This is a genomic window from Thalassolituus sp. (genome assembly GCF_984348125.1).
Genome location: NZ_CFHJLR010000009.1, coordinates 93,870 through 109,915, shown reverse-complemented (window position 1 = coordinate 109,915; position 16,046 = coordinate 93,870). Strand labels below are relative to the sequence as shown.

15 protein-coding genes are annotated in these 16,046 nt (G+C 49.9%); 11 read left to right on the top strand and 4 right to left on the bottom strand.

What is annotated here, in order from left to right; translation table 11 throughout:
- The first annotated feature begins 221 nt into the window (after positions 1-221).
- Complete coding sequence (locus tag AC5E51_RS08615) at positions 222-1,535, top strand: acetyl-CoA hydrolase/transferase family protein (protein ID WP_301376646.1); 1,314 nt, start codon at positions 222-224, stop codon at positions 1,533-1,535.
- A 25-nt stretch (positions 1,536-1,560) separates the two neighbouring features.
- On the opposite strand, the gene AC5E51_RS08610 is transcribed toward AC5E51_RS08615, so the two are convergent.
- From AC5E51_RS08610 to AC5E51_RS08600, 3 genes are all read right to left on the bottom strand, one after another.
- Positions 1,561-1,695, bottom strand: coding sequence for a hypothetical protein (locus tag AC5E51_RS08610; protein WP_301376647.1), 135 nt, complete (start codon positions 1,693-1,695; stop codon positions 1,561-1,563).
- Between the two features lie 109 nt (positions 1,696-1,804).
- On the bottom strand, positions 1,805-3,730 hold the full coding sequence (locus AC5E51_RS08605) for a DNA topoisomerase III (protein WP_301388438.1): 1,926 nt from the start codon (positions 3,728-3,730) through the stop codon (positions 1,805-1,807).
- A gap of 92 nt (positions 3,731-3,822) precedes the next feature.
- On the bottom strand, positions 3,823-4,599 hold the full coding sequence (locus AC5E51_RS08600) for a glutathione S-transferase family protein (RefSeq protein ID WP_068438963.1): 777 nt from the start codon (positions 4,597-4,599) through the stop codon (positions 3,823-3,825).
- A 177-nt stretch (positions 4,600-4,776) separates the two neighbouring features.
- On the opposite strand from AC5E51_RS08600, the gene AC5E51_RS08595 reads away from it, so the two are divergent.
- The 10 genes from AC5E51_RS08595 to AC5E51_RS08550 all read left to right on the top strand — a co-directional run bounded on the left by AC5E51_RS08595 (position 4,777) and on the right by AC5E51_RS08550 (position 14,832).
- Positions 4,777-5,790, top strand: a complete 1,014-nt coding sequence (locus AC5E51_RS08595) for a metalloregulator ArsR/SmtB family transcription factor (protein WP_068439797.1) — start codon at positions 4,777-4,779, stop codon at positions 5,788-5,790.
- Positions 5,791-5,814: 24 nt separating this feature from the next.
- Complete coding sequence (gene metK, locus AC5E51_RS08590; RefSeq protein WP_301376649.1) at positions 5,815-7,026, top strand: methionine adenosyltransferase; 1,212 nt, start codon at positions 5,815-5,817, stop codon at positions 7,024-7,026.
- Between the two features lie 74 nt (positions 7,027-7,100).
- Positions 7,101-8,483, top strand: coding sequence for an adenosylhomocysteinase (ahcY, locus tag AC5E51_RS08585; protein ID WP_301376650.1), 1,383 nt, complete (start codon positions 7,101-7,103; stop codon positions 8,481-8,483).
- Between the two features lie 216 nt (positions 8,484-8,699).
- On the top strand, positions 8,700-9,524 hold the full coding sequence (gene metF / locus AC5E51_RS08580; protein ID WP_301376651.1) for a methylenetetrahydrofolate reductase [NAD(P)H]: 825 nt from the start codon (positions 8,700-8,702) through the stop codon (positions 9,522-9,524).
- 12 nt (positions 9,525-9,536) lie between these two features.
- Positions 9,537-10,628 carry a polysialyltransferase family glycosyltransferase gene (locus AC5E51_RS08575; protein ID WP_301376652.1) on the top strand — a complete coding sequence of 364 codons (1,092 nt, stop codon included), beginning with the start codon at positions 9,537-9,539 and terminating at the stop codon, positions 10,626-10,628.
- Positions 10,629-10,743: 115 nt separating this feature from the next.
- Positions 10,744-11,385 carry a YrbL family protein gene (locus tag AC5E51_RS08570; protein ID WP_301376653.1) on the top strand — a complete coding sequence of 214 codons (642 nt, stop codon included), beginning with the start codon at positions 10,744-10,746 and terminating at the stop codon, positions 11,383-11,385.
- A 39-nt stretch (positions 11,386-11,424) separates the two neighbouring features.
- Positions 11,425-12,321, top strand: coding sequence for a glycosyltransferase family 2 protein (locus AC5E51_RS08565; protein WP_301376654.1), 897 nt, complete (start codon positions 11,425-11,427; stop codon positions 12,319-12,321).
- Positions 12,322-12,426: 105 nt separating this feature from the next.
- The gene (locus AC5E51_RS08560; protein ID WP_301376655.1) at positions 12,427-13,101 is read left to right on the top strand and encodes a hypothetical protein; all 675 of its coding nucleotides are present in this window, start codon (positions 12,427-12,429) and stop codon (positions 13,099-13,101) included.
- 157 nt (positions 13,102-13,258) lie between these two features.
- A complete protein-coding gene (locus AC5E51_RS08555) occupies positions 13,259-13,789 on the top strand; it encodes a protein kinase family protein (RefSeq protein WP_139325847.1) in 531 nt (176 codons plus the stop codon).
- A gap of 23 nt (positions 13,790-13,812) precedes the next feature.
- The gene (locus AC5E51_RS08550) at positions 13,813-14,832 is read left to right on the top strand and encodes a polysialyltransferase family glycosyltransferase (RefSeq protein ID WP_076516775.1); all 1,020 of its coding nucleotides are present in this window, start codon (positions 13,813-13,815) and stop codon (positions 14,830-14,832) included.
- Here AC5E51_RS08550 and AC5E51_RS08545 read toward each other — a convergent pair.
- The gene (locus AC5E51_RS08545; protein ID WP_491778428.1) at positions 14,791-15,915 is read right to left on the bottom strand and encodes an O-antigen ligase family protein; all 1,125 of its coding nucleotides are present in this window, start codon (positions 15,913-15,915) and stop codon (positions 14,791-14,793) included. The genes AC5E51_RS08550 and AC5E51_RS08545 overlap by 42 nt on opposite strands.
- Positions 15,916-16,046 lie beyond the last annotated feature (131 nt).

Below are 16,046 nucleotides of genomic sequence, written 5' to 3'. Positions count from 1 at the left end.
TCTTCCGGGATCACCCCCGGTGCTGGCTGAGGTGGTTCTCGATCCCTGGGTAGAATTGGCGAGCATTCGCGACGCCATAGGCTGTAGTTCTTCTGTTATTTGACAAGAATGTAGTCTGGTTTCACCTGAAGAATGCTCACGATCAGCCTTCTGACATCACGATGGTGTAATAAAGAAGGAGGATGTTTACTTCAACTCGCTTATCAGGCCTGGAGGGAATCATGCAATGGCGTAAAGAATATGATGAAAAACGATTATTACCTGATGCTGCCGTTAGTCTGCTGAAAGACAGCACAAACCTGATCCTAGGAATGAGCGTCGCAATGCCACCGGCCTTATTGAAGGCTCTTGGTGAGGCTTTTACAAACGATCAATTACCTCCACTCAATATCTATTACATGCATGGCACCGAAGCTCTGGCAGACTCTCTGTTGAAAAATGAGCTCGAAGGTAAATTCACCCCCAGGTGTCTGTTTTTAAGCAGTCACGACCGTCAAGCCATCGCTGGACTTCAGAATCCGCATTGGGTTGAGTTTGTTCCATGTGCCTTTCATCAGGTAGGCCGCCTTTTAACCCGGCAGACCGAGCCTGATTGCTTTATGGTAACGGTATCTCCTATGGATAAACACGGGTACTTCAGCCTGGGTACCAATGCAGATTATGGTGCTTCGGTTATCCGTAAAGCCAAGAAAGTCATCGTTGAAGTAAACCCCAAGATGCCTCGCACCTTTGGTGAGTGCTCTGTACATATCTCAGAGGTTGATGCTCTTGTCGAATCTGATAGTGCCCTTTCTGAAGTGACCGAACCTGAGCCGTCTGAAACCGATCAACTGATCGCTCGGCAGGTCGCAGAATACATTCAGGATGGCGATACGTTACAGATGGGCGTCGGGGGTGTACCCGCAGCCGTCGCCCGCCTGCTGGGGTCACACAAAAATCTGGGGCTACACAGTGAACTGTTTTCTCCAGCAATCGCTGCTCTTATCCAGAAAGGCGTTATCAATGGTCGGGAAAAGCGGCTGATGCAGCATAAGCATGTCTACACCCTCGCTATTGGTGACCGTGCCATGTACGACTTTATGGACGACAACCCATCGGTTGTTGGTTACCCGGCCTCATGGGTCAATAACCCTGCAGTCATTCGCAAGAACCCGAACATGGTCTCGGTTAACTCAGCCATAGAGGTTGATATCACAGGCCAGATCAACGCCGAATCCATAAAGGGCACACCGTTTTCTGGCACCGGAGGTCAACTTGATTTCGTCCGTGGTGCATTCGCATCCCATGGCGGCCGTTCCTTTATTGCGCTGCATTCGACCGCACGAAAAGGGACTCTGAGCCGCATCGTTCCAGAGCTATCAGGCGGATGCGTGACCGACACAAGAATGGATGCCCATTTTGTCGTTACTGAGTTTGGCTGTGTAGACCTGAAAGGCTTGTCACTTCCGCAACGTGCGAGAGCTCTGATTGATATATCACACCCCGCCTTCCGGGCTGAACTGGAAGAGAGTGCACGCAGCCGCCGGTTGATCTGAGATCAAAGCAACCGACAGATGAAACTTACTTCTTATGTATCAGTAAGCAGACCTGATCGCCGTAATAGTTGTCGGCGTAGTTGCAGGTTACTGAGGCTTTTTGATCCAGAGTTTTCACATTGGCGTAAGAATTTTTAATTACATTTATAAAATTTTTCATTACTTATTCCTTGGGTCGTAATCTGTGGAGATGTGATCAAATTACACAACACAAAGATAAGGATTAAATTGATAGTATTTCTCAGCCTGATAGGAAATTACTAATATGCCTATCGGCCAGATTTCGCAACGCCTTTCTTCCTTCGCCGATACGTCGCTTTTCGGGGGCTTTTCTGGCCAGTTTGTGTACCCGATCTCATCACGGGCATAGTCGCTGACCTTGCTGCTTCCACCAGCTCAATTAACCGATCGCTCAGAGGCTGCATAAAGCCTTGGTAGCTTCCTTCGCCTTCGCAGATATCGTTCAGCTGGCGTTCCCAATAGGCAGTCATATCCGGCTGCGAGCAGGCGTCCGGAAGAACTGATATCAATTGCCGTCCTGTCTCTGTTGCCTGAATCTGCTTACCCTGTCGCTGCAGAAATTTACGCTTAAACAGCAGCTCTATGATGCTCGCCCGTGTGGCCTCAGTGCCAAGCCCGTCCGTATCTTTAAGGACCTTACGTAGCTCCGGGTCTTTAACGTAGCGGGCAATCCCGGTCATGGCCGCGAGCAAGGTTGCATCTGTGTAATGCTTCGGTGGTTCAGTATGCTTCTCTTCCAGCTTAGGCTCACCGCTCCATAAGGCCTGACCTGCCACCAGATCAGGTAATGGCGGCGATGTTTTTTCACGCGCAGGCATTAACGCTTTCCAGCCGGCTGCCAAGGTGATCCGTTCACGGGCAATGAACCGACCACCAGCAATTTCAAGCTCAATGAGGGTGTCAGAATACTGAAAGGCACCACAAAACTGCAGTAAATACTGGCGGGCTATTAACCGATAAATCTTTTTCTCTGCATCATTTAAGTTACCCGAGTATTTTTTAGATGTCGGAATAATCGCATGGTGTGCGCCGACTTTTTTGTCATTAAATGCGGCTGACTTTCTGGATTCATCAGTATGCTTCAGCATGTCGCCAGCATCTGCAATGACAGTCTGGATAGCCGCAGAGACTTGCGGCATTTCACTGTGATGTGCAACGGGTATATAACGGCAGTCTGATCTTGGATAGGTTATCAATTGGTATTTTTCATACAGGCTCTGACAAACATCCAGTACCGTTTTCGCTGCCATACCGAAGGCTTTTGCGGCGTCGATCTGTAGAGAGGACAGGTTGTAGGGCAAAGATGCATTTTGCTTGCCCGGTTTTTTATCAAACGCTTTTACCTGCGCTGGCTGCTGACGAATCCGGTCGATCACGTTCTTAGCAAGATTCGGATTCAGTACCCGCCCCTCGTCATCCTGATGCGGCCGACATGCCTCGCTAGGCTGCCACTTAGCGAAAAAGCTGGGAGGCTGCTCAGCACTCAGGTGTATGGCCGCCTGAACCTCGTAAAAGGGCTTACTGACGAAGTCGCGGATCTCTTTATCGCGCCGGACGACCAACCCGAGAACCGGTGTCTGTACCCGTCCAACAGACAGTACGCCGCGATTACCCGCCTGCTGTCCTTTGATCGTCCAGGCGCGTGTGAGATTAATTCCGTATAACCAGTCTGCCCGGCTACGAGCCAATGCAGAAACAGATAAGGGAATAAACTCGCTGTTGCTACGCAGCTCGCCCAGAGCACGCTTGATTGCCGATGGATTCAGGTCACTGACCAGTAAGCGCTGAACATTGCGGCGCTTGGTCTGTGGCGTTTTCAGGTAATCAATCACCTCATCCACTAACAGCTGGCCTTCACGGTCAGGGTCTCCTGCATGCACTAACTGATCGGCTTCTTTAATCAGCTTACGTAAAACGCTCAGTTGCTTCCGGGTTTTAGGCTTTGGCTGGAGCTGCCACTCATCGGGCGAAATGGGCAGGTGGTCAAGTTGCCACTTTTTGTAGAGTGGATTGTAGGCTTCTGGGTCCGCCTGCTCTAATAAATGACCAATACACCAACTGACGACGTCACCATTGGCGGCACGAATACAGCCTTCTTCTTTTTTATGTGGGCGGGGAAGAACCTCGGCAATGGCGCGGGCAAGACTGGGTTTTTCGGCAATGAAGAGGCGCATGATGGCGAACGCTTAAACTGTATAAACAGCCAGTAGTTAACCATCATGCCAGTGCGTTAGCAAACAGAGTGTTAACGCGAAAGATTTTAACGTCAGGCAGCCACTGGAGGCTTAGCCCAGATAACGCCTCGGTGCTTCGCGTATATTTCTCTGACCCACATAAGTGCTGAACTGTCAGCCCACTGCTGGGCAGGACCAGCCATTTTCTCCCGGAACTCGGCTGTACCGTAGATAGGATGTTCTTCAGGGCAAGCTAGCGGAGCCAGCAGAGAGGCCGCTGTTATATCAGCAACCGTCAGTTGATCCCCTACCAGATATGGCCCTTGCTGAATGCGCTCCTCCAACCAGCGGATTTCTGCATCGATTTTCTGCTCGGCACGGGCGACGTCTTTTCTATTAATTTTCAGCTTAACTTTGAAAACAGGTTTGATTACCTGATAGAAAGTTCGAACGAATACCTCTTCCCATGGTTTGGCGAACTGAGTCCAGATATCTTTGATCAAGGCGTCGTGAGCAAAGCCGGGAAGATACAGATAGCGAGCCACCGGCTTACCTATCGCATCAAAGCGCTGCTGAATCGCAACAATCTCTTGCTCATGTTGCGCAGGTAAGGTTTTCAGTGGGCCATATTCGTTATTCAGCCAATTCACAATTCTCGGGCTGTCCTGCACGCAGGTAGTAGCACGCTGAACCAAAGGAACCGTAGTTTCTGCGCGCTTACCTTTAATCAGCATTGGCAGAGTGTGCACTGCCGGTGTCAGTGCAACCTCGTTGTACTCAATGCCCTCATAATCCAGCAGCCAGCGAATTTTTTCGCTGTAGTGCGACATGTTGATCGTAAAAAGAGTAAGCGGTGTATTGATCGTCATCGAGTCATCCTGATGTACGTGGCATTAATTTCTATACAGGTGTCAATAATACAAGGTTGCTCAGATCCAAACAGGTCGGATGTGGACGAACTGCGACCTCCATGGCCCATTACAAAGGGATACAGATCTATATCAAAAAAAATTGATATAGAGTTTAAAATCACTATACTGGCAACCATGAACGATCTGACTACCAACGATTTAACTTTGGCCAGACTGGCTCAGGCGTCCAAGGCCGCCGGAGACCCTCTGCGTATGGGAGTCATGAAACTGCTCGGGCAAGGCGCATTTGGCGTGCTGGAGCTTTGTCAGATATTCGATATCAAGCAGTCGAGTATGAGCCACCACCTTAAGGTGCTGTCTCAGGCGGGCCTGGTCAGTAATCAGCGCGAGGGCAACAGTATTTTTTATCGCCGTCCGCTGAATACCGGCGACGATACCTTCAGTACCTGGCTGCGGGAGCTGTTCCGCGCGATTGATTCGTCGCTTGATGAAAGCGATAACAATGCCGCCGTTGATGGTGTACTGGCAGAGCGAGCGGAAGCCTGTGCCGGGTTCTTTGCCCGTCATGCAGATGATTTCCGCGAACAGCAGGATCTGATTGCATCGTATGAGCAGTATGGCGATGCACTGGCGACCATTCTTGACTCCCTGGGCTACCTGCCGGGAAGCAATGAGAATAGTGGCTACGCTTTGGAAATTGGCCCCGGCGAGGGCGCATTCCTGCAGACCCTGAGCGAACGATTTGCTGGTGTGACAGGGCTCGATATTTCGCCGGATCTGTTAGCGAAAGCGGAAACTTTCTGCCAGAACGAGCAACTGAACAACGTGACATTAGTGCAGGGCGACACCCGCGCGTTGCTTGAATCGCGCAAGGATGTTGAAGGCGATACAAACAACAGTGGCTATGGCTTCGCCGTGGCTAATATGGTGCTGCACCATGTGCCGTCACCTAAGAATATTTTTAACGATGTCGCCCAGCTTCTGAGTTCGGGCGGTACGTTTTTGGTTACCGACCTCTGTCGCCACGAACAGGTTTGGGCGCGGGAGTCTTGCGGAGATTTATGGCTTGGTTTTGAACCTGCTGATCTCAGTCAATGGGCCGAAGAAGCCGGACTGAAAGAAGGCCAGAGCCAATATTCCGGTTTAAGGAACGGATTTCAGATCCAGTTCCGACTGTTTCATGCCTGAGGGCATTTTTTTGAGGAGTCGCAGATGAGCGAATATTCAATTTTTACATCAGAGTCCGTCTCTGAAGGCCACCCGGACAAAGTTGCCGACCAGATTTCTGATGCGGTTCTGGACGCCATCATTGCCCGCGATCCCTACGCGCGTGTTGCAGTAGAGACACTGGTTAAAACCGGTATGGCAGTGGTTGCTGGCGAGCTGACAACTTCATGCTACGTCGACCTTGAAGACATCGTTCGCGACGTGATCACAGGCATTGGCTACAACAGCTCTGATGTAGGCTTCGACGGCGCGACCTGTGCCGTGCTGAACGGCATTGGTAAGCAGTCTGTCGACATCAACATGGGTGTTGACCGCGCCAAACCAGAAGATCAGGGCGCGGGCGACCAGGGCCTGATGTTCGGTTACGCAACCAATGAAACCCCTAACCTGATGCCAGCGCCTGTGTACTACGCGCACCTGCTGGTACAACGTCAGTCTGAACTGCGTCGTAATGGCACTCTGCCTTGGCTGCGCCCGGATGCGAAATCTCAGGTCACTATCAACTGGGAAGGCGACTCGCCGAAAGTTGATGCGGTGGTTCTGTCGACCCAGCACGATCCAAGCATCAGCCTTGAAGATCTGCGCGAGCAAGTTCTTGAGCACATCATTAAGCCTGTACTGCCTGCGGAATGGCTACACGAAGGTACGCTGTACCACATCAACCCTACCGGTAACTTCGTGATTGGTGGCCCGGTGGGTGATGCTGGTCTGACTGGCCGTAAGATCATCGTAGATACCTACGGCGGCATGGCACGCCACGGTGGCGGTGCCTTTTCTGGCAAAGATCCTTCGAAAGTTGACCGTTCTGCGGCTTATATGGGCCGTTATGTTGCCAAAAACATCGTGGCTGCAGGTCTGGCTGACCGTTGTGAAATTCAGGTGTCGTACGCCATTGGCGTGGCAGAGCCAACGTCTATTTCAGCGAATACCTTCGGTACTGGCAAGATCAGCGACATCGAACTGGCACGCGTGATCCGCGAAGTGTTCGATCTGCGTCCATACGCGATCCAGAACCAGCTGGAACTGCTGAATCCTATGTATCAGGCCACTGCCGCTTACGGCCACTTTGGTCGCGAGCCTTACGAGATGACCTACGAGTACACCGAAAACGGCGAGAAGAAGAGCAAAACCTTCACTGCGTTCACCTGGGAGCGCACTGACAAGGTCGATGCACTGAAAACCGCCGCCGGCGTCTGATTACAGCGCTTAATTTCATTTATTTTCTGGTCGCTGGTATTCCCCGGCGACCGTAACAGCAAAAGGGCAAAAACATGACCCAGTTTACTGATTACAAAGTTGCAGACATGAGCCTCGCCGATTGGGGCCGCAAAGAAATTAAAATCGCCGAAGGCGAAATGCCAGCCCTGATGGCGCTGCGCCGTAAGTACAAAGAATCACAGCCATTAGCCGGTGCTAAGATCATGGGCTGTATTCACATGACCATTCAGACCGCGGTTCTGATTGAGACTCTGGTGGATCTGGGTGCTGACGTCCGCTGGTCTTCGTGCAACATTTTCTCGACTCAGGATCACGCGGCTGCTGCCATCGCGGCGGCGGGTATTCCAGTCTTCGCCTGGAAAGGTGAAACCGAAGAAGAATTCCTGTGGTGCATCAAGCAGACCATTCTTGCCGAGAAAGACGGCGACAAAGTATGGGATGCCAACATGATCCTGGACGACGGTGGTGACCTGACTGAGATGGTTCACAACGACTTCCCAGCACTGCTGAATGACATCCACGGCATCTCTGAAGAGACCACGACCGGTGTTCACCGTCTGCTGGAAATGTTGGAAAAAGGCGAACTAAAAGTACCTGCAATCAACGTGAACGACTCGGTCACCAAAGCGAAGAACGACAACAAGTACGGCTGTCGTCACTCTCTGAACGATGCCATCAAGCGCGGTACCGACCATCTGCTGTCTGGTAAGAAAGCACTGGTGATCGGTTACGGTGACGTGGGTAAAGGTTCTGCCGCGTCTCTGCGTCAGGAAGGCATGATCGTTAAAGTGACTGAGATCGACCCTATCTGTGCTATGCAAGCGTGCATGGACGGCTTCGAAGTCGTTTCTCCGTACATCAACGGCGAAAACAACGGTACGCTGGAATGCGTCGACGCGGACCTGCTGGGCAAAACCGACCTGATCGTAACGACCACGGGTAACGTGAACGTTTGCGACAAAAACATGCTTCAGAAGCTGAAGAGCGGCGCCGTTGTCTGTAACATCGGCCACTTCGACAACGAGATCGACACCGCTTACATGCGTGAGAACTGGAAGTGGGAAGAAGTGAAGCCACAGGTACACAAGGTGTACCGTGACGAAGCCGCAGACGATCATCTGATCTTGCTGTCTGAAGGCCGTCTGGTGAACCTGGGTAACGCCACCGGTCACCCATCACGTATCATGGACGGCTCGTTCGCCAACCAGGTACTGGCGCAGATCTATCTGTATGAGCGCAAATTCGCCGATATGATGGAAGCTGAGAAGAAAGAAAGCATCTATGTGAAAGTTCTGCCGAAAAAGCTGGATGAAGAAGTGGCCAAAGACATGGTGGAAGGCTTCGGTGGCGTGATCACTAAACTGACGGGTGATCAAGCGAGCTACATTAATGTTGATGTGGATGGCCCGTATAAGCCAGAAGCCTATAAATATTAATGTTTGAGCGGAGCTAGCTGCATCGCCAGCTCTTTGTTGGATTTGCTCCGGAAATGCTCATGTATGATTTATACACTGCGCGTTCCGAAGCAAATCCGCCTCGATCTGGCTTCTTCGCTAACGCTCCTGAGGCTATGATAAGTGCGAAGTAAATAGCCAATAACAAGATAATAGGTAGCGGCGAACAGCGCCTCTACCGGATCAAGAGAAGTTAAGATGACGACCTTAAGTTTTGAATTTTTCCCGACCAAAACCGAGGAAGGGACAGAAAAACTCCTGAAAGTGCGCGACGAACTCGCTGCCTTTAATCCAGAGTTTTTCTCGGTGACCTACGGTGCCGGTGGCTCTACCCGCGACCGCACCTACGCCATCGTCAAAGCCATTCAGGAACGCGGTATCGCTGCAGCCCCTCACCTGTCGTGCGTGGGTGACAGTAAGGACGATCTGCGCTCACTGCTGAATGAATACAAGGACCTCGGCATCGACCGCATTGTTACCCTGCGCGGCGACCTGCCAAGCGGCGCCGGCCTCGCCAGCAGCGAGCTGCGCTATGCCAACGAACTGGTCGAGTTCATCCGCGAAGAAACCGGCGATCACTTCACTCTTGAGGTCGCGGCTTACCCAGAGATGCACCCTCAGGCGACCAGCTTCGAAAAAGACCTCGAACACTTCGTCAACAAAGTGAAGGCTGGTGCAGACAGCGCAATCACTCAGTACTTCTTCAACGCCGACAGCTACTTCAACTTCGTTGATCGTGTACGTGACATGGGCGTCGATATCCCGATCATTCCGGGCATCATGCCAATCACCAACTACAGCAAGCTGGCACGTTTCTCGGACGCTTGTGGCGCCGAGATTCCACGCTGGATCCGCAAGCAACTGGAAGCCTACGGCGATAACAACGAGTCTATTCAGCAATTTGGTGAAGAGGTGGTAACGGAAATGTGCCATCGCCTGTTAGAAGGCGGCGCACCAGGTATTCACTTCTATACCCTCAATCAGTCTGAAGCCAGCCTGCGTGTGTGGCGTAATCTGGTTTAATCGGACACACCTATGTCTCAGCAACTCTTTCTGGCATCGACACCCTTACATATTCTGAATTCGGTGGCGATCGCCAGTAAGACGCCCAGCACCCCTGCATGCCTGTGGTTGATTGATCAACCTATCGTAGAAAACAACCCTTACTTCGATCTCATTAAGAGCTGGCATAACTCGCCGTTCAGTGAATTGCGCATCAGTCAGGGTCATATCAAAGGCACCAAGGCGAAACTGGAAAACCGTAAACGCGTATTTGCGGAATTTGAGCAATGGGTAACGCGGAACGAACCAGGACAACTCTTCACCGGGAATGATCGACGTATCGAGTTTCAGTACGCAATGCATTGCGCGAAGTCCAAGCGCAGTGACGTGCAAGGCATCTATATGGATGAAGGCACGTTCACGTATGTAGGACGCGAGGCTTCAGCCAGCTTTTCAGATCGTATTGTTGATAACTGGCTGAAAAAACTGACGTACGGCTTCTGGTGGAAGAATCCTCCGACCATTGGTGCATCCCAATGGATTTCAGACGTCTATGCAGCTTTCCCTGATCTGGTTCACCCGTTACTGGCACAAAAGAAACTCCATCCTCTTCAACCTGCCCACACCGATAACCCTACAGTACGGGACTTCTGCTCACTTCTGGTCAAGCACTTCGGCGCTGATCCACAAACATTGAAAGATCTCGGTGCAGTACTTACGCTCCCTCATGAGTCAATTATCACTAAGTTAGATGGCTATAAGGATGCAATGGATTCTGTGATGGCAGAGATAATCAGCGATGGCAGAATAGTTGGCGTCAAGTACCATCCTCGCAACACCAACCCAGATATACTGCAGGCTGAAAACCGGACTGGCGCCTACGTCATTCCCCATCGAATACCGTTTGAAGCGATTTTGCCCCTACTTCCCCCTGAAGCAACGATCATCGGAGATCTTTCTTCGACACTGATCAACGGCCGCTGGCTCAGGCCCGACGCGCAAATCATATCGATTAAAAACCCAGAGGCACCTCTCGCCAGCGAGTTTGAGCATTTTTTTTCTCGGATTGGCGTTACCAGCGTTGCTGCCAATGAAGTATCTCAGGGAACAACGCTCGAAGCCTGATACATATTGCGACCAAGCTCGTGAATTGGCCTATTAGCTCTCTATTGTGCCGCTGAGGGAATAGTCAATTGGCCTATAAAAACTGGAACCTAATACATAAAACAATGACAATAGCATGACAACCGCAAAGATTAAGGGTACCTCTATGGATATTATCGATCTGTCAGAAGCAGAGTTGATAGGCCAGGGGCGAGACCGGGATTGCTATCGCCACCCACTCATCAATAACCAGTGCATCAAAGTGTCACGCAAACCACAGAAGCAAACACGTCGTGAGAGAGCGTACTTTGCTTATCTGATGAAGCAAGGCGTAGACACGTCGAAGTTGGCGCACTACATGGGGACTGTCAAGACGAGCCGCGGGGAAGGTGCGGCTTGCGAACTGATGTTGAACGATGACGGAGAAGTATCATCGACCCTGTCAAACGCTGTGCGAAATAAAGAGTTTCCCGAAAATACGATCAGAGCCCTCATGGATGAGCTGCGTGAATACCTCCTGGAACAACAGATCTGCGTTCGGGATCTCAGCCCTAACAACATCATGTGCCAGGTCCAGAATGGTCATCCGCGTTTAGTTATCGTTGATGGAGTCAGCAATCCGGGAGTGAACCCTCTTAACATCCGGATTCCAGCGCTATCACGATACTTTATTAACAAGTCCTGGAAGTCACTCGAAAAAAAGTTCGCGGCACTGTCGAACGGGGCTATTGAGAAAGCCGGTAACAATGCATGCATTGCTGTCCCAGATGCAGCGTAGTTGATGACGTGTACATAAATTAATCTCTGAGATATGATTGTGCGCTTTACGCGAACGGTCATTTCTATGCATTTGTCGATGAATCTGCTCATTAAAAATGAAGCAGACATTATTGCTGAAAACATCCGGGTCCACGCCGCCTTAGGTGTGGATAGTTTCGTTGTTATGGATAACGGATCGACAGATGGCACCCTGGAAATCGTTCGTGCACTCGCCAATACCCTGCCAATTACAGTGATTGAGCGCCCTACTCTGGACTACCAGCAAAGTAACTGGAAAACCGAGATGGCGAAGATGGCGCGAAAGGATTTTGGTGCTGACTGGACAATCGCGAACGATGCAGATGAGTTCTGGATACCATCACCAGGGTGTAACCTGAAAGATGAGCTGACACAAACAGGGTCGATCATTCACTGCCAGCGCAAAAATATACTTTTCGAACGTGAAGCATTTGATCGTGGAGCAGATTTTTTCACACAGAACCTATGTGTCTCTTCGCCGATAAACTACCGGAAAGGTGGTGAAGTGGAAGAGGTCGAGCGATCTATTATGCTCGGAAAAATCCACGGTAAAGTCATTGTCCGTAGCCCCGGCATGCTGAGAATCAAAGGTGGAAACCATAGAGCCTGGCACGCCTGGGGCTGGTTAAATCAGAAACAGTCAGAAAGAATTACGGTCTATCACTATCCGATCAGGTCCCGGGAGTCTTTTGTAGCAAACATTGAAAATCGCTCGGCATTACTGAAAAAAGGCGTATCGAAAATGGGGAACCATTACAGACGCTGGGTTAAGCTCCATGATTCAGGACAACTGGAACAGGAAATTGACCGTTTAACAGTCCCAAAAGAGAGAAAAAGCACGCTGCTTGACCTCGGTATCATTTGTGAAGATCCACACCCTACTAAGGTAATCACGCAAGCGCTGAACGCCAGCTGATTACATAAATATCACCCCGGTTCTATACCGGTCAGAGTTTTAAAATAGCGATCCATGTATAACGTCGTCTGCTTAAAATGGGGCTCTAAGTACCCCGCTGAATTCGTGAATCGTCTGCATAATATGGTTCGCCGTAATACCACAGTGCCGATAAATTTCTACTGCATCACAGACAACCCCGAGGGTCTCGATGAAGGAATAAACTTCCGCATGTTACCTGATCTTGGTATCAAGGGATGGTGGTATAAGCTGATGCTGTTTAAATCCGAACTCTTCGATATCTCAGGCACCACTATTTTCCTCGATCTGGATGTTGTGATCACCGCAAACATTGATGAGCTTTTCACTTATGCACCCGGCACATTCCGTATCATCAAAGACCTGAAAAAAGGTTTCAACAGCTCTGTATTCCGCCTGGAAATAGGTAGCCAGACAGAAGTCTGGGAACGCTTCTGGGAGAACAAAGAAAGTATTATTGAGCGACTTCACGGCGACCAGGACTGGATTGCAGAGGCCATTCCACAGCACATGAATGAATGGCCCCGCGAATGGGTGGTCTCCTTCAAGAAGCAATGTAATGCACGGGCTAAGCGCACATGGGGAGCTATCGGCCGCATACTTCTTAAACTCGACATGTTTCCGACAACCAAAGGATATGCACAACTACCGCAAGGCGCAAAAATCGTCATCTTCCATGGAAAACCCGATCCTGTTGATGTTATGAACGGTCCATGGGGGGTATGGAAGGAAGCGCCCTGGATCAGAGAATACTGGAAATAGTAACGTGCTGACCAGAATACGCAGAGACAACAGTAAGACACTTATACAGCACTTTTTACGAACCTCTGGCAATGCAGGACAGGGCCGCGAACTTACTCTGGGTGAAATCCTGCTCGACCATCATGTATCGACAGTAGGCATGCTCTCAGGGACATCAATGGTTCTGAAACTGGTGAAAGCGCGGACCTGGCATGAACATGTTAAGGTTTTCTGGAAGCGAAGTAGAACCCATACTGAGTACACGGGTGCCCAGCTTCTACGGTCTATTGGGATTGGTGCTCCGGAAGTGTATGAGATGGGCATTTCTTTTCCAATCCCACGCAACGCCTTGTATATCGGCTATTACCTGATGGAAAATCTGACGGAATCAGGTTTACTCTCTCTCTCTGATATACAGAAGGATCTGAACGACCAGCAGGTCTCGCTTCTGACCGATCAGATTAGAATCACACTGCAAACGTTAAAACAGCATTCCGTTCTTTATTCAGACCTCCACCTTGATAATATTTTTTGTCATCCAGAAACCATGGAACTGAAGTTTATTGATACAGGGGCAAAGCGCTACAAGCGCCGTAAGGTGTTTGAAAAGAAACACCGCAAGGCTATCAGGAACCTGCTCAACAGCTTAGAATCTTCAAGCCTGAAAGGGACTGAGCTTGATCTTTATTGTCAAAGCATTAATAAGTAAGCAACCGGGCAACAGCAAAATCAATGAAGACACACGGCGACATCGCTTTATTTGTCATAGAGACGGAACTCCAGTATCTCGCGAGCCTGGAAATTATAAAAATAACGTCACCGGAACAGGTGATCGTTTTCTCTTACTCTGAATCTCTATCTCAGAAGCTCACAGCACGCGGTGTAGACCATACCTACCTCGACCGAGACTGGTCGGGTACGTTGCAAAAGATCATAAAGCTTAAACGGTGCCTGAGTTCCGTAGTCAACAAACTACGTTCAGCAAAACCTTTCTCACGAATACTGCTCCATACCCCCCGGATCGATCAGATTCATCAGAATCTGGTGATACATGCTCTTCAGCGCAATTTCAGTCAAGTGCCACTCAGACTCAGAATGGTTCCGGACGGCATTCTCAACACCATTGTTGAATCAACCGACGAAACCTCAAAAGTATCGCTGAGAACCAGATTACGATATCTGAAATATTTACCGTTCCCGGATCTCAAGTATCATTACTTTTCAGGCTGCCGCATTGGAATTGACGATCCTCTGTTTGATGTCTTGTATTCTTTTTCTGGCATTAAAACGAATTACCCGGAAGATAAGCTCAGGCATATCGATATTGCCATTGAACGCAGAGCTGAGCCTAAAAAGAAAAAGAAAGCCCTGGTTATCGGACAACGTCTTCTTGACCTCAATCTGGCAACAGCCCACGAAGTGACTACAATCAGCAACCGCCTCAAGCTTGAGGTCGAACGACTGAACGTTGACCAGGTTCATTACCTTGGCCACCCGAGATCAAGCAATCAGGAATTCAACAACGGCTACAAAGTTATTGAGGAAGATATTTTCTGTGCAGAAGAGTTATACAGCAAAACTCACTATTCATACGTTCTGGGCTGTACCTCGACCGCATTAATTAACGCAAAAATGCTGCTGTCAGACAGCGTAGTCATTTCAGTAGGCATGGATACGCTCTATCAGAATCGTACAGATAAGGGGAATGCCTTACGTTACACCTTTGAGTCCGCCGGTATCGTTGTGCTGTAACCAGACCAAGCACAGACTAGTCAAAAGTACAAACCGTGCGACCATAAAGTCTTTAAAAAACAGATCTACAGTTATTCCAGCAACCATAAAAGAGCTGACCACGAAAGCTAAGAAAAGCCCGCCCGAACCGATATTGAGTAGTGCGGCACTTATTAGCATCGCAAAAAGTGCCATGAGACTTACTAGTCCCAGGTATCCCATAGTAGCCAAAGCTTGAAAGTAAACGCTGTGAGCCTGACTGAAATAACCTTTTGATGCTCGAATCCCAACACCGCAGGTCTTTGGCCAATGATCCAGCTGCGCATATTTAAATGAACCAGTACCCACTCCCAGAACCGGGAACTCACTCGCGATACACCCGCTCAACCGCCATAGTTCAAGACGTTGCCCCAGAGAGCCCGAAGAATAGCCTCCTGCGAATGCCTTGGATAGTTCAGTTTCAAGAGCTCTGAAGCGCCCGGTTTCGGAGATCGTAAAAGCTGCACAGACAAAACACACGCCGAGAAGTACAAGAACGCCCCAGTTTTTTAATGAAAAAAGTATATAACCAAAGACACAGAGAGTGGCTAAAAGAACTACGCCCACACTGCTTCGTGTACCGCTCTTGTAGGAGACATAGAGGGCTGCCACCGATCCTGCTAAGGACAATCCTATAATTAGCCATTTCCACCTTACTGTATGGAGTTGCGTGCCGAGGATGAGCAATAGACCACCAATAAGCGCTGCATAATTCCCGAATTCAACCGCATTCTCCGTAGCATCCCAGCGACCACGAGTTCCTGCGCATACCTCACTAAGGGCATATGCTCCTAAGGATAATCCGGCAAAAATTGCAATGAGCGAAATTTCACTACGCCTGAAATTCAACGTCCGCATAGCAAGTATCAGCGGAATAATCGCAATTAAAGTAAGGTAAGGCTTCACAGAGCGAAAAGGCGCGTCCTCATATTCCCTAAACACCCAGGAAAACACAGAGACAAGAGCGACCGAGCCCAGGCTCCCAGCCAGCCAACGATATCGATAGAGGTGTTTAAGAAAGTCCGCATCTCTGAACGCGACAACACAACTGAGCAGAATTGCCAACTGAAAAGCCAGAACCCCCGTTCCACGGTGCCATGGCTGAGCGGCAACACAGACCCCGAGAAGAACGAACAGCCAGAACCGAGCCTGCGTGACACCAGCCAGCAGAGCCTTTGAGGCAGATGGAAAATTAG

What these genes read in the sequence shown, in the direction of transcription:
- AC5E51_RS08615 (WP_301376646.1), top strand. Translation starts at nt 222, where the DNA reads ATGCAATGGCGTAAAGAATATGATGAAAAACGATTATTACCTGATGCT.
- AC5E51_RS08595 (WP_068439797.1), top strand. Translation starts at nt 4,777, where the DNA reads ATGAACGATCTGACTACCAACGATTTAACTTTGGCCAGACTGGCTCAG.
- AC5E51_RS08610 (WP_301376647.1), bottom strand. Translation starts at nt 1,695, where the DNA reads ATGAAAAATTTTATAAATGTAATTAAAAATTCTTACGCCAATGTGAAA.
- AC5E51_RS08555 (WP_139325847.1), top strand. Translation starts at nt 13,259, where the DNA reads ATGGTTCTGAAACTGGTGAAAGCGCGGACCTGGCATGAACATGTTAAG.
- AC5E51_RS08550 (WP_076516775.1), top strand. Translation starts at nt 13,813, where the DNA reads ATGAAGACACACGGCGACATCGCTTTATTTGTCATAGAGACGGAACTC.
- AC5E51_RS08600 (WP_068438963.1), bottom strand. Translation starts at nt 4,599, where the DNA reads ATGACGATCAATACACCGCTTACTCTTTTTACGATCAACATGTCGCAC.
- AC5E51_RS08570 (WP_301376653.1), top strand. Translation starts at nt 10,744, where the DNA reads ATGACAACCGCAAAGATTAAGGGTACCTCTATGGATATTATCGATCTG.
- metK (WP_301376649.1), top strand. Translation starts at nt 5,815, where the DNA reads ATGAGCGAATATTCAATTTTTACATCAGAGTCCGTCTCTGAAGGCCAC.
- metF (WP_301376651.1), top strand. Translation starts at nt 8,700, where the DNA reads ATGACGACCTTAAGTTTTGAATTTTTCCCGACCAAAACCGAGGAAGGG.
- AC5E51_RS08605 (WP_301388438.1), bottom strand. Translation starts at nt 3,730, where the DNA reads ATGCGCCTCTTCATTGCCGAAAAACCCAGTCTTGCCCGCGCCATTGCC.
- AC5E51_RS08575 (WP_301376652.1), top strand. Translation starts at nt 9,537, where the DNA reads ATGTCTCAGCAACTCTTTCTGGCATCGACACCCTTACATATTCTGAAT.
- ahcY (WP_301376650.1), top strand. Translation starts at nt 7,101, where the DNA reads ATGACCCAGTTTACTGATTACAAAGTTGCAGACATGAGCCTCGCCGAT.